At 64.7% G+C, this 14,540-nt stretch carries 8 protein-coding genes; 7 read left to right on the top strand and 1 reads right to left on the bottom strand.

Going from position 1 to position 14,540, the window contains the following annotated elements:
- Positions 1-51 precede the first annotated feature (51 nt).
- From K3152_RS08220 to K3152_RS08190, 7 genes are all read left to right on the top strand, one after another.
- Positions 52-1,287, top strand: a complete 1,236-nt coding sequence (locus K3152_RS08220; RefSeq protein ID WP_221573602.1) for an MFS transporter — start codon at positions 52-54, stop codon at positions 1,285-1,287.
- A gap of 306 nt (positions 1,288-1,593) precedes the next feature.
- The gene (locus K3152_RS08215; protein WP_221573601.1) at positions 1,594-4,566 is read left to right on the top strand and encodes a M10 family metallopeptidase C-terminal domain-containing protein; all 2,973 of its coding nucleotides are present in this window, start codon (positions 1,594-1,596) and stop codon (positions 4,564-4,566) included.
- 105 nt (positions 4,567-4,671) lie between these two features.
- Positions 4,672-6,096: an aldehyde dehydrogenase family protein gene (locus K3152_RS08210; protein ID WP_221573600.1), complete on the top strand. Its 1,425-nt coding sequence runs from the start codon at positions 4,672-4,674 to the stop codon at positions 6,094-6,096.
- A 38-nt stretch (positions 6,097-6,134) separates the two neighbouring features.
- Complete coding sequence (locus K3152_RS08205) at positions 6,135-9,686, top strand: hydantoinase B/oxoprolinase family protein (RefSeq protein ID WP_221573599.1); 3,552 nt, start codon at positions 6,135-6,137, stop codon at positions 9,684-9,686.
- 3 nt (positions 9,687-9,689) lie between these two features.
- Positions 9,690-10,361, top strand: coding sequence for a DUF969 domain-containing protein (locus K3152_RS08200; protein WP_221573598.1), 672 nt, complete (start codon positions 9,690-9,692; stop codon positions 10,359-10,361).
- Positions 10,358-11,308: a DUF979 domain-containing protein gene (locus tag K3152_RS08195; protein WP_221573597.1), complete on the top strand. Its 951-nt coding sequence runs from the start codon at positions 10,358-10,360 to the stop codon at positions 11,306-11,308. Before K3152_RS08200 ends, K3152_RS08195 begins: the two co-directional genes overlap by 4 nt.
- Positions 11,299-12,285, top strand: a complete 987-nt coding sequence (locus tag K3152_RS08190; RefSeq protein WP_221573596.1) for a DUF2891 domain-containing protein — start codon at positions 11,299-11,301, stop codon at positions 12,283-12,285. The genes K3152_RS08195 and K3152_RS08190 overlap by 10 nt, the downstream gene beginning before the upstream one ends.
- Here the strand turns inward: K3152_RS08190 and K3152_RS08185 are convergent.
- Positions 12,282-14,324 (bottom strand): glycoside hydrolase family 3 C-terminal domain-containing protein, encoded by a 2,043-nt coding sequence (locus K3152_RS08185; RefSeq protein ID WP_221573595.1) that lies wholly within the window; start codon positions 14,322-14,324, stop codon positions 12,282-12,284. The two genes, K3152_RS08190 and K3152_RS08185, sit on opposite strands and share 4 nt — an antisense overlap.
- Between the last annotated feature and the right edge of the window lie 216 nt (positions 14,325-14,540).

Raw genomic sequence — 14,540 nt, 5'->3', positions numbered from 1 at the left:
GTCAAACGCTTCGCTTGAAGAGTGGGGCGCAGGGGAATACGGGGCGGCGCAATGATGACTTCGGCTTATCCCGTACGCGCGCTGCTGATGGCGATATTCCTGCTCATGGCCGGGAGCGGCTTCCTGTCGACGCTGCTCGCCGTCAGGCTGGAAACCGCAGGCGCATCGGCAGGGATCATCGGCCTCGTCGCGACCGCCTATTTCGGCGGGCTCATGCTGGGGTCGATGCGCGTCGAACGCGTCATGGCCCGCATCGGCCATATCCGTGCCTTCGCAGCCTTCGTCACGGTCTATTCCGCCAGCAGCCTGACCTACGCCATCATCGATTACCCTGCCGTGTGGACCATGCTGCGCTTCGTCGACGGTTTCGCCATGGCGGGCGTCTTCGTCTGCCTCGAGAGCTGGCTCAACCAGCAGGCCAGCCCGAAGAACCGCAGCGCGGTGCTCGCCATCTACATGATCGCGCTCTACAGCGGACAGGCGGCGGGGCAGTTCCTGCTGAACCTCGGTGACAATGCCCCGGACCTGCCCTTCATGGTCTCGGCCATCCTGCTGTCGATCGCGCTCCTGCCCATCCTGCTGACCCGGATGGAGCAGCCGCGCATCGAGGCCGTCGCGCCGTTCTCGCTGAAGCGCCTCTACCAGGTCTCGCCGCTGGGTATTGTCGGGACGCTGGTTACGGGGGCGATGCTGGGCGCTTTCTATGCGCTGGGCGCAGTCTATATCCAGCGTATCGGCATGGGACTGTCGCAAATCGCGCTGTTCACTTCCTGCGTCATCGCGGGCGGCGTTGCCCTGCAATATCCGCTGGGCATCCTTTCCGACCGTTTCGATCGCCGCCTGGTGGTGATCGCCTGCTTCCTCGCGGCCGCACTCGTCTGCGCGCCGATCGTTTTCCTCGACATCGGTGCGACCGGCACCATCGCTTTGGGGAGCCTGTTCGGCGGCTTTTCCTTCGCGCTCTATCCGCTGTGCGTTGCGCATTCGAACGACCACCTCTCCGAGGACGAGCGGATCGGTGCGAGCAGCGGCCTCGTGCTGACCTATTCGGCGGGCGCGGTTGCCGGGCCGCTGATCGGCTCGGCGGGCATGGGCGCACTCGGCCCCGCCGGCCTGTTCGTGGTCATCGGGTCTCTGGCGCTTCTGGGCGGTGTCTTCGGTATCTGGCGGACCTTTGCCCGCGCGGCTGTTCCTGCCGACGACCAGCAGAGCTTCCAGAGCCTGCCGCGTACGACGCCCATGGCCGCGGTGCTGGAGGCAGAGGACGACCCCTCTTCCAGTCGCTGACGCGCCTGACGTGACCTGACCCAAGTTCTCAAAGCGAATCGGACGGGCTGTGTCCGTCATCGGTTAACGGATTTTCACACTTCAACTTCGCGTTAACCATAAATCAACGCAAATGCGTGAAAAAAGGGGTTTTTTTTGCTCGAAAAGGGGTTTTACGTAGCACCTCGTTAAGACTTTGACGGCATAACGCAGGCTGTCGATGACCGTATATTTCGCGCCTCCCCCGTATTCTTGCGGAGGGTCGCGGAAAAGGGGAACGGCTTCTCCCTCGCAAGAGGGGCAGTTGGAAGGGTGACGGGAAGTACTATGCCTACGAAGCAAAAGGATTTTGATCCTGGCACGATCGTAACCGGCGGCGAGACCGCGGGTGGCAACGGCAATGGGAACAACGGCAACCACGGTGCCAACAGCAATGCTGGCGGCAACTCCGAAGCGAATGCCAGCGACCAGGGCCAGACCAACGGCAACGCCGGTGCCGGCACGACCAGCGGCAATGGCGGCAGCACGACCGGTGGCGCAACCGGAAACGGCAATGGTGGCACTTCGAATGCTGGTGGCAATGGCAATGCTCCGAGCGATATCGCGGCCGACATCACCACCACTGCAACGCTTGCGATTGGCGAAGTCCTGTCCAGCGACATCGGCGGCGAGACCGACAGCGACTGGGTGCGCGTCGAGCTGACCGCCGGCACTACCTACACTTTCGGCACCTCCGCCCCGGCAGGCGCGGCCGACGGAATCAGCGATACCGTGCTGGTGCTTTACGATGCCGAGGGCAACCTCGTTTCGGGCAATGACGATTCCAGCGGCACGCTGTTTTCCTCGCTGCTGCACACGCCGGATGCGGACGGCACCTATTACCTCGCGGTGCAGGGCTATGCAGGGGCCATGGGCTCCTACGACCTGACCATGGAAACGGTCGACCTCGCCACAGACACCATTTCGGCCTCGGTCGACACCACCGCCGTCATCGCAGCGGGCGATGTCATCGACGGTACGCTCGAGTTCACCGGCGACCACGACTGGTACCGCGTCGAGGTCGGCGCAGGCCAGGCGATCGCCATCTGGACGAGCGCGGGCGCGAACGGCTCGGTCAGCGACACCACCATCACCGTCTACGACCAGGACGGCAATGTGGTGATGACCAATGACGACTTCGGCGACGATCTGTTCAGCCGCGTCGAATTCGCCGCGCCGACCAGCGGCACCTATTATGTCGACATCGGCGGCTTCAACGACTCCGAAGCCGGCAGCTATACGCTCAATGCCGAACTGACATACGATCCGCAGGCGGGCAGTGTCGACGAGCTGGGCAATTACATCGCCTCGACCTGGCACAGCGACATGGGCACGACCGCGGCCACTTGGGCGCTCGATGCGGGCAACAGCATCAGCGTCGACCTCTCGGGTCTCGATGCAGGGCTGGCCGAAATGGTTCGCGATGCGCTGCAGGCATGGAGCGATGCTTCGGGCATCACCTTCACCGAAACCGTCGGCGGCGCGCTGAGCTTTGTCACCGGTGCGCAGACCAGCTGCAGCTGTGACATCCTCGACAGCACCATCAACGGGGCCGTCGTCACGCTTGGCACCGACATCACCGGCACCGGCGTCGGCCGCGCCTACCAGCTCATCATGCAGCAGGTTGGCCACGCGCTCGGCCTCGGCAATGCTGGCCGCTACGCCCATGGCGAGACGCCCGAATTCAGCGCCGACAATGTCGTCTTCCTCAACGACAGCAACTCGATTTCGGTCATGTCGGGCTTCGACAATGCCTCGAATGCCTACACCGCCGGTCTCGGCTTCTCGCAGTTCGATGCAGTGACCCCGCTGCTCGCCGACATCGCTGCCGTGCAGGCGCTTTACGGCCTGAGCACCGCGGCGCGTTCGGGCAACGACACTTACGGCTTCAACGCTACGGCCGGCGACCTTTACGACGCCACGCTGATGTCGGGCACGGGCTACACCATCGTCGATGGCGACGGTGTCGATACGCTCGACTATTCGGGCCACGCGGCCGACCAGTTCATCACGCTGGCCGAGAACACCTTCATGAACATCGGCGGGCTGACCGGCAACGTGTCGATCGCTGCCGGCAGCGTGATCGAGAACGCGCGTGGCGGTACGGGCCGCGACACGATACATGGCAACGACGTCGCCAACACCATCCTCGGCATGGACGGTGACGACACGATCGAAGGCTTCTCGGGCAACGACAATGTCCAGGGCGGCGCCGGCAACGACGTGGTGCGCGGCGGTAATGGCTGGGACGTTCTCGAAGGCGGCGACGGTGACGATGTCATCGACGGTGGCAACGGCACCGATTTCGTCAGCTATCGCAATGCTTCTGCCGGTGTGACCGTCGATCTCGGTCGTCTCGATGCACAGGACACGATTGGCGCAGGCATCGATACGCTTTCCGCGCTCGAACACATGCGCGGCTCGGCCTTCGCCGACACGCTCACCGGCGACGACCTTGTCAACAATATCTATGGCGGCGCGGGCGACGACATCATCGATGGCGGCGGCGCTGGTGGTTCGGACCGCCTGTTCGGTGAGGACGGCAACGACATCATGATCGGCGGCCCGGGGTGGGACCAGCTGCGCGGCGGCGCGGGCGACGACATCCTCGACGGCGGCAATGGCGGCGATTTGTTCAAGGCTGGCGCGGGCAATGACACCATCTACGGTGGCCGCGGCACCGACCGTGCCTATCTCTTCACTGGCGACGATATCGCCTGGGGCGGCACCGAGAACGACATGCTTTCCGGCCAAGGCGGGAACGACACGCTCTACGGCGAAGATGGCAACGACAATCTCTATGGCGGTAACGGCAACGATTTCCTCGATGGCGGTGCCAATATCGATTTCATCCACGGCGGTGCCGGAGCCGACACCATCCTTGGCGGCGACGGCGATGATGTCTTGCTCGGCAGCTGGGGCAGGGACACGCTGTCCGGTGGTCTCGGCGCCGACGAGTTCGTTTTCGAACAGGGCCACTCGGGCCGCTGGATGGGCAATGCCGACGTCATCACCGACTTCAATGCAGCCGAGGGCGACATCATCGACCTAAGCGGTATCGATGCAATTGCAGGCGGGGCAGACGATGCCTTCACCTTCATCGGTAGCGAAAAGTTCAGCGGCACGGCTGGCGAGCTCGCGGTCTTCCAGTGCCAGGGTAACACCTACCTTGCGGGTGATGTGAACGGAGACGGCGTGGCCGATTTCCACATCCAGCTGCAGGGCCAGGTCGACCTGACCATGGCGGACCTCGTTCTCTGACCCAGCACTGGCCGGGTTCGCCCGGCCAGATGCCGTTTGCGAAGCGTCGCAGGCGCGCCTAGGTTTCTCCTCGAAACCGATTCTACCGTTTTCGAGGAGAGACCCATGACCACGACTTACGCCAATCTTATCGACGGCGAGATGGTGACGACGAGCGGCACGTTCGAAGTCGTCAATCCGGCCAATGAAGAGGTCGTGGGCCTCGTCCCCTCCTGCGGCAAGGACGAGCTCGACCGTGCGGTCGCCGCTGCCCGCCGCGCATTCAGGACCTGGAAAAAGACCAGCGCCGAAGAGCGCCAGAAGGTCGTCATGGGCATTTCCGCGGCCATCAAGGACAATGCCGACGAGCTGTTCCGCCTCCTGACCACGGAGCAGGGCAAGCCGCACCAGCAGGCGCAGCAGGAAATTTACGGTGCCGCAGGCCTTGCCGCCGCGCAATCGGGCCTGAAGCTCGACGATGTCATCAACCAGGACGATGACACGCGCCTCAGCCGGACCCGCCGCGTGCCGGTGGGCGTGGTCGGTGGTATTGTACCGTGGAACTTCCCGGTCATGATGGCGATCCAGAAAATCGTGCCCGCGCTGATTTCGGGCTGCACTATCGTGCTGAAGCCTTCGCCCTTCACCCCGCTCACCACGCTGCGGATTGCCGAGCTTATCAAGGACGTGGTCCCTGCGGGTACGGTCAACATCATCACCGGCCCCGACGAGCTCGGCCCGATGATTACCGAACATCCCGATATCGACAAGATCACCTTCACCGGCTCGACCGCGACGGGGAAGAAGATCATGGAAGGCGCCGCGGGCGACCTCAAGCGCATAACGCTGGAACTGGGAGGCAACGATGCCTCGATTGTCCTGCCCGATGCCGATGTCGAAGCGGTCGCCCAGCAGCTCTTCTGGTCGAGCTTCTCGAACGCCGGGCAAATCTGCGTCGCCGCGAAGCGCATCTACATCCACGAAGACATCTACGACCACCTCAGCAAGGCCATCGCGGAATATGCCAAGACCGTCGTCGTGGGTGACGGTTCGCAGCAGGGCACGGGCGTCGGCCCGATCCAGAACAAGAAGCAGTTCGATCGCGTGTGCGAGCTGATCCAGGATGCCAAGGACAATGGCTACCAGTTCCTGACCGGCGGCGATGTCGATCCCTCGGGCACGGGCTATTACGTGCCGATTACCATCCTCGACAATCCGCCCGAAGACGCGCGTATCGTGGCCGAGGAGCAGTTCGGTCCGGTCATGCCGCTGATGAAGTTCGGGAGCGTGGAAGAAGCCATCGAGCGCGCCAACAATTCCGAATACGGGCTTGCGGGCGCGGTCTGGACCAAGGACACCGACAAGGGTGTCGAAATTGCCGAGCAGCTTGAAACCGGCACGGTGTGGATCAACGAGTTCCTGCACATTTCGCCGCTCGCGCCCTTCGGCGGGCACAAGCAGTCGGGCATCGGCGCCGAATACGGCATCGATGGCCTTAAGGAATTCACCTATCCGCAGGTCATCACCGTCAAGCGCGACGCAGAGGTCTGACCCTTGAATAGGTATCGCGCGCGCCTAGGGTGCGCGCGATGACCGAACACAAAGCAGCATGGCGCTTCGCGATCGATCGCGGAGGGACCTTCACCGATGTCGTAGCCACCACTCCCGACGGGAGGCTGGTGACCGACAAGCTGCTCTCGGAAAATCCCGAGCACTACCGCGATGCGGCGAGCGAGGCCGTGCGGCGATTGATGCGCCAGCATGGCGAGGGTCCGATTGCCGAACTGCGCATCGGAACCACGGTGGCGACGAACGCCCTGCTCGAACGCAAGGGCGAGCGGCTGGCGCTCGCCATCACGAAAGGCTTCGGCGATGCACTGCGCATCGGCACGCAGGCGCGGCCGGAGATTTTCGCGCGTCACATCGTGCTGCCCGAGCAATTGCCCGCACGCGTGGTCGAAGTGGCCGAGCGCGTCGGCGTGGATGGCGAGGTGCTGCTCGCGCTCGACGAGGACGCGGCTCGCTGCGATTTCGAGGCGCTACGCGAGGACGGCTTCGACGCCATTGCCATCGTGCTGATGCACGGGTGGAAATATCGCGACCACGAGGAGCGACTGGCTAAAATCGCGCGGGACATCGGCTTTGCGCAGGTCAGCGTCAGCCATGAGGTCGCGCCGCTCATCAAGCTGGTGCCGCGCGGCGATACGACAGTGGTCGATGCCTATCTCTCGCCCGTGCTGCGGCGTTACACCGACAATCTGCGGGCCGCGCTGCCCGATGCCGACCGGCTACGTTTCATGCAGTCGAACGGCGGGCTGGCCGAAGTCGGGGCGTTTCGCGGCAAGGACGCGATCCTGTCGGGTCCGGCAGGCGGGGTAGTCGGCATGGTCGCAGCCTCCGAGCCGCTGGGGCATAGCAAGCTCATCGGCTTCGACATGGGCGGGACCAGCACCGACGTCGCGCATTACGCGGGCGAATACGAACTGACCGGTGACAGCGTGGTGGCGGGCGTGCGCGTGGCAGCACCGATGATGCAAATCCATACCGTCGCGGCTGGCGGAGGCTCGATTTGCAGCTTCGACGGCGCGCGCTTCCGCGTCGGCCCCGAAAGTGCCGGAGCCAATCCGGGACCTGCATGCTATCGCAAGGGTGGTCCGCTGACGGTGACCGATTGCAACCTCTTCCTCGGGCGCATCGACCCGGCGTTTTTCCCGAGCGTCTTCGGGCCGGATGGCGGCCAGCCGCTCGACCCGGCGGCCTCGCGCGCGCTTCTCGAAGACATCGCCGCCGCGCTGCCGGAGCCGAAACCTCTGGAGGACATCGCCGAGGGCTTCCTCGCCATCGCGGTCGACAACATGGCCAACGCCATCCGCAAGATTTCTGTGGCGCGCGGGCATGACGTGACCACCTATGCGCTCGCCTGTTTCGGCGGGGCGGGCGGGCAGCACGCCTGCAAGGTGGCAGACGAGCTGGGTATCGAGACCGTGCTGGTGCATCCGCTGGCGGGCATCCTTTCCGCCTACGGCATCGGTCTCGCGCCGGTGAAGGCCATTCGCGAGGTCAGCCTGGTGAAGCCGCTGACGAGTGATTTCTCATCCAACCTCGCCGCGCTGCAGGAAGAGGCACTCGCTGCGTTGGTCGAACAGGGCATTGCCCGCGAAGCCATCACAATCGAGAGCCGCGCAAGGCTGCGCTTCAAGGGCAGCGATTCCATGCTCACGGTCGATGTCGGCGAGCGGGAAGCGATGGACGAGGCCTTCCGCCTGCTGCACCGCCAGCGTTTCGGCTATTCCGATGCCGAGGCGCCCATCATCGTCGAGGCGCTGAGCGTCGAGGCCAGCGGCATTTCCGGCGGCCTCGCTACCGCGCAGGCGGACCCGGTCGACATCGCCGGGGTGGCCAGCGGCACATGGCGCACGCTGGCGCGCGCCGACTTGGGCGAGGGTGAGGAAGTGCCCGGGCCTGCATTGGTGGTCGACCCCGGTTCCACCACCGTGGTCGAGCCCGGCTGGCAGGCGCGGCTGGAGCGCGAAGGCACGCTGGTCCTTACGCGCACGGAAAAGCTGGAACGCGACCGCGCAGTGGGAACGCAAGTCGACCCCGTGCGGCTCGAAATCTTCAACAATCTCTTCATGGCGATTGCCGAGGAAATGGGCGTGGTGCTGCAATCCACCGCGACATCGGTGAACATCAAGGAGCGGCTCGACTTCTCCTGCGCGCTGTTCGACCATACTGGCGCGCTGATCGCCAATGCGCCGCATATCCCGGTGCATCTCGGCAGCATGGGCGACAGCATTGCGCGGGTGGTCGAGCAGCGCGGCAGACAGGCTGACGGGCGCGGCTTCAGGCGCGGCGATGCCTATGTCCTCAACGATCCCTATCGCGGCGGCACGCACCTGCCAGACATCACCGTCATCGTCCCGGTGTTCTACGACGAAACGAGCAAGGAACCCGATGCCTTCGTCGCCGCGCGCGGGCACCACGCCGATATCGGCGGCATCGCGCCCGGCTCCATGCCGCCCGAAAGCCGGACCATCGAGGAGGAAGGCGTCCTTATCGACAACCTACTGATGGTCGACGAAGGCACATTCCGCGAAGCCGCCGTGCGCGAGGCGCTTGCCGATGCAAGGCACCCGGCGCGCAACCCCTCGCGCAATATCTCCGACCTGCGCGCGCAGCTCGCCGCCTGCACACGCGGTGCGGAATTGCTGCAGGGCGCGGCGCGCGACCAGGGGGCAGAGGTCGTCTCCGCCTACATGTCGCACGTCCTCGCCAATGCGGAGGAGAGCGTGCGCCGCCTGCTGGGCCGCCTCGACGATGGCGAGTTCGCCTACGAGATGGACAATGGCGCGATTGTGAAGGTCGCCATCCGCATCGACTCCGCTACGCGCTCGGCCGTGTTCGACTTCACCGGCACCAGCGAGCAGCAGGACAACAATTTCAACGCCCCGCGTTCCATCACGCGCGCTGCCGCGCTCTATGTCCTGCGCACGCTCATCGACGACCGGATTCCGATGAATGACGGCTGCCTGAGGCCGGTCGAACTGATTGTGCCTGAAGGAAGCATGCTCAATCCGCATCCCGGAGCGGCCGTGGTGGCGGGCAATGTCGAGACCAGCCAGGTCGTCACCGACACGCTTTTCGCGGCCACCGGACGCCTCGCGCCGAGCCAGGGGACGATGAACAACTTTACCTTCGGCAACGAGGCGCACCAATATTACGAGACCATCTGCGGCGGCTCGGGCGCTGGGCCAGACCACGAGGGGACCAGCGCGGTGCAAACACACATGACCAACAGCCGCCTGACCGACCCCGAAATCCTCGAAACGCGCCTGCCGGTGCGGCTCGAAAGCTTCGCTATCCGTCGCGGCTCGGGCGGGAAGGGAGCGCATCAGGGCGGCGACGGGGTGGAGCGCCGCGTGACCTTTCTCGAAGAAATGCGTGGCGACATGCTCGCCAACCGCCGCGAGGTGCCGCCACGCGGCATATGCGGCGGCGGCGATGCAGCGCCGGGCCGCAACTGGGTCGAACGCGCCGACGGCTCTCGCGAGGAATTGACGGCTACCGCATCTGCGCAGATGAAGCCGGGCGACACGTTCGTCATCCTGACGCCCGGAGGGGGCGGCTTCGGGGAGGGGTAGGGCATGAATTACTGGCCGCTGCTGGGCATAGCCATCGTCGTTGTCGGCTTTGCCCTGCGCTTCAATCCGCTGCTGGTCGTGGTCGGCGCAGCGCTCGCGACGGGCGTGCTGGCGGGGCTCGATCTCGTCGCGGTTATCGAGGCGCTGGGAAAGGCCTTCAACGACAACCGCTATATCTCGGTCACCTGGATAATCCTGCCCGTCATCGGCCTGCTTGAGCGATACGGCCTCCAGCAACGTGCGCGCGCAGTTATCGAGAACCTGCGCGGGGCGACCATGGGCAAGTTCCTGACCGTCTATCTCCTCTTCCGCCAGGTCACTGCGGCCATCGGGATGAAGGACATTGGCGGCCACCCGCAGGCCGTGCGCCCGCTGGTCGCGCCCATGGCCGAGGCGGCGGCAGAGAAAACGCACGGCAGCCTGTCGGAAGGCGACCGTGAAAAGGTGCTCGCCATGTCGGCGGCGACCGACAATGTCGGGCTGTTCTTCGGCGAGGACATCTTCTTCGCCATCGCCTCCATCCTGCTCATCCAGGGCGTGTTCGAGAGCTACGGCTACCCGCTCACCCCGCTGCAATTGTCGGTCTGGGCTATTCCCACCGCTATCTGCGCCTTCATCATCCACGGCTGGCGTATCCATGCGCTCGACCGGCGGTTGGGGAGGGTCGCGGCATGATAACCTACGAATGGCTCTATGTCCTGACGGGCCTCTTCTTTGTCGTGTGGGCGGTTCTTTCGCTGCGGGACGGGAAGCGGGGCAACGCCGCTTTCTGGGGGCTGCTTGCTGCAAGTTTCCTCATCGGCAGCCACGTGTCGGATTTCGTCAACGGATTGCTCGTGCTGGCGATGGTCGGGATTGCCGGGCTCGGCCTGCTCAAGCGCAGCGACCCGCCGACAACTTCGGGAGAGGAGCGTCAGGTCTTCTCAGCAAGACTCGGCAACAGGCTGTTCCTGCCCGCGCTCATCGTGCCCGTCACTGCCGTCGCTGGCACGCTGCTCTACAACTACACACCGCTGGGCGAGACCGGGCTGTTCGCCGAGCGGCGCGAGACCCTCATCCTGTTCGGTATCGGGGTACTGGTTGCTATCGTGGTCGCGATGGTGTGGCTCAAGCCGCACCTGCTTGCGCCTGCGGAAGAAGGGCGGCGCCTGCTCGACTCCATCGGCTGGGCGGGTATCCTGCCGCAGATGCTCGCCGCGCTGGGCGCGGTCTTCGCGCTCGCCGGAGTGGGCGATATCATCGGCGGGCTGGCGGGCGATGTCATTCCCAAGGGCAGCGTGTTCCTGACCGTCGTCGTCTTCGCGCTGGGCATGGCGATTTTCACGATGATCATGGGCAATGCCTTCGCTGCCTTCCCGGTAATGGCGGCGGCGATCGGCATTCCGCTGTTGGTCGAAACCTATGGCGGCAACCCGGCAGTCATCGGCGCGGTCGGCATGTTGGCGGGCTTCTGCGGCACGCTGATGACGCCCATGGCGGCGAACTTCAACATCGTGCCCGCCGCCCTGCTCGAACTGAAGGACCAGAACGGGGTCATCCGCCAGCAGGTCGGCACCGCCATCCCGCTGTGGCTTTGCAATGTCGCCATCATCTATGTCGGGGCCTTCCTGCTATGGAGCTGACCGAGGACATCGCCCGCAATTTCGCGCGCATTGCGCTGGGCCATGTGACGCGGCCCTATCCCTACAAGGATGACCACGTCTTCGAGAGCGAGGCGGATGTGCGTCCCCCGCGCGAGGCGCATCCGGTCTTCTTCGGCAGCTTCGATTGGCACAGCTGTGTCCATGGCTGGTGGACTTTGCTGACCCTGCGGCGGATCTATCCGGATATGCCCGAGGCGGCCGACATCGAAGCTCTGGCTGACGCGAGTTTCACCGAGGAGAAGCTGGCAGTCGAGCTCGCTTATTTGGACCGACCTAGCTCTCGCGGCTTCGAGCGGCCCTATGGGTTGGCGTGGCTGCTCTACCTTCATCATGAGGCAGCACGGCATGGCGACGAGGCCTGGAATAAGCGTCTTGAGCCGCTTGCACGAGCCTTCGCAGCGCGGCTGGCCGATTACCTGCGCGTTCTCACCTATCCCATCACCGTCGGCACGCATTTCAACACCAGCTTCGCGCTCGTGCTGGCGCGTGACTGGGCCGAGGCACGCGACCCGAAACTCCTCGCGCTTATCGACGACTGGGCGATGGCCGCTTTCGCGCAGCGGCAGGACTACGCCGGATGGGAGCCGGGCGGGGACGAGTTCCTCTCGCCGGTCCTCACCGCGAGCCTGCTGATGAGCAAGGTCATGCCGCATGGCCAGTTCGCGCCGTGGTTCGAGGGACTGGTGCTCGCCAACGGCTGGCTGGAGCGCGAGTGTTATCCCGTTACAGTGTCCGACCGCAGCGATGGCAAAATTGCCCATCTCGACGGGCTCAATCTCAGCCGGGCATGGTGCCTCCGTGAAATCGCGAAAGCACTGGGGCCACACCCGCAATCGGCTATCATAGAGCAGACTGCAGATCGCCACCTCGCCGCCGCCATGCCGCATGTCGCGGGCGACTACATGGGCGAGCACTGGCTGGCGAGCTTCGCCCTCCTTGCGCTGCTCGCGAATTAAGCGCGGCGCCGCCGCAGATCGGATCTATCGCCCGGTGCAGCCGGGTGCACACCGGAATGCGCGATTGCTCGCGCGAGGTCGGCCTCGATCTCGACGTTGGCGAGCATGCCCCGTTCGCTGGACAGGCCGACGAAGATTTCTGCCATTCCTTCCTCGAACAGGAAGGAGCCGTCCTTGGTATATCGCCCCAACTCCTCGCGGCCGATGTCGAAAACCAGCGTTTCGACCTGACCGCCGCGCAGCGACAGACGCTGGAAATCCACGAGCTCCAGCCTGCTTTCCCTCTCGCCACCATCGCTGGTACCGCTCCGGCGCAGGTAAAGCTGGACCACTTCGGTGCCTTCGCGCACCGACACATTGCGCAATTCGACGAAGGCATGCAGCCGGTCGCGTCCGCGCTCGATCGCAAGGTTGGTGAGCGCGAAATCGGCATAGTTGAGCCCGTGGCCGAAGGGCAGGCCGGGGGACTTTCCAACCGGCCCGATCGCGATCGGCAATTTGCCGCAGGGCGCGAACTCGCCGACCAGAAGCTCGGCGATGGCGTGCCCGCTCATGACACCGAGTTGTCCGGCATGGAGGTGGCTGGCCAGTGGCTTGCCCGCCAGCCACGGGTCGACCGGGCATGGCCCGATATTCACCACCACAAGGCGCGAAGTCGCGTTGACCAGAGCCGCAAGCAATTGGTCTTGCGCCTCGCCGAACATGCCTCGTTCGTCATTCTCCAGGACAAGGACGACCGTCCCGGCCCGTTTGGCAGCCTCGTTGGCCATGCCGATGGCCATGGAATCGGCCGCGATGAGGCCTCCGCGGGCATGCTTGCCCTCCCGCAGGGCAAGGCCGGGTACATAGCGGTGGGGGATGCCCAGCTGCTCGAGGCCGTCGAGCACGCTGGCGGCAACGCCCGCGCCCTCGGGCATGGGCGCTTGCCGGTCAGCAACGGCCGGGCCCACGAGCAGGAGTTCGCCCGAATCGATGCCCAGCGGCAGGAGCGCAGGGTCGTTGCGCAGGAGCACCGCGCAACGGCGTGCGAGCGCGAGGGCGGCCTCGCGATTATGGACAGGTGTAGGCAGCGCCCGCGCAGGCCTGGTCATCGGCGCAGACAGTGCTGCGCGCAGCAGGCCGTGGCGAAACTTCGCCCCCAGCACGCGCGCAACTGCATCATTGACGATGTCCATGCCGACTGTGCCCTTGGCCATGCCTTCGACAAGGTCGTTAAAGGGCACGCCTTCGAGCAGGATTTCGGTGTCTTCTGCCCCGATCGCGCGCGCTATCTCGCCCCATTGGGACAGCATGATGCCATCGTAAGTGCCCGGCGCGTTGAGCATGCGCAGGGCTTTGGCCAGTTCGAGGCGCTCTAGTGCCGAGAAATCGGCGAGATTGAGCGAGGCTACATTGCCGCCGATGATCGCGGCCCGGACGAGCCGCAAAAGGGTGACGGGATCCGCGCCCCTTCCATCTTCCCGTGTCGTCGCCCCGGAAAGGTCGAGCTGGGCAAGCAGGTGTGCCTGGTTGATCGACGAAGCACCCTGCAATCCGCGGATACGCGCTACGGCCATCGAGGCGGCGAGGTGGATAGCGCTGCCCGAGGATTGAGAGCCGACCGGCGCGCTTGTCACCGCGATGCCGATTTTCGGGCCCAGGGCCCAATTGATGCCGCGCGCTTCCGCCTCCTGCGCCTGTACGGCTTCCGCCGCCTCGACGCTGTCGCAATCCCAGCTGGCGGCAGCGGCAAGGGGACTGGGCAGGATGGTATCGATACCCTGCCCCAGATGCGCAGGGAACAGCAGCGGGATACCCAGCCGGGTCTCGTCGCGCGCGATATTCTGCAGGAAATCGGCCTGCTCGCGATCGGCGATCGAATGGATGCAGCCGACCCGGCCTTGCTGGATTTCCTCGACGAGGACGTCGCAGGCCTCGCGATTTTCCGGTGCAGGCGCCTGCGCCATCGCAAGCTGCCCGGCTTTTTCCGCCGGGGTCATATAGGCCAGGAGGTCGGCAACAAGCCGCTCGCATTCGGGGTCGAAATGGGCGGGGTTCATACGTCCATGCCACCGACCGCGCAGGCATTGCGGCGAGCATGCGGGCGCTGTGTGTGCGATCTCACCTTGCTGTCCTGTCCTGCTGCGACCGTGAATTCCGGCAGCCACACTGGCAAAGAATGGTGAAGATCGGGTTATCGCGGACGCCAAGGCTATGTTTTGGCGGGGCCAATGATTGCTTTCCGGCTGGCCGTTTACCGATATAAAAATATCTTT

It is taken from the genome of Qipengyuania polymorpha, from assembly GCF_019711435.1.
Taxonomy (GTDB): domain Bacteria; phylum Pseudomonadota; class Alphaproteobacteria; order Sphingomonadales; family Sphingomonadaceae; genus Qipengyuania; species Qipengyuania polymorpha.
Note: the sequence above shows the minus strand (reverse complement) of the source record. Positions and strands in the feature narration are given on the sequence as shown.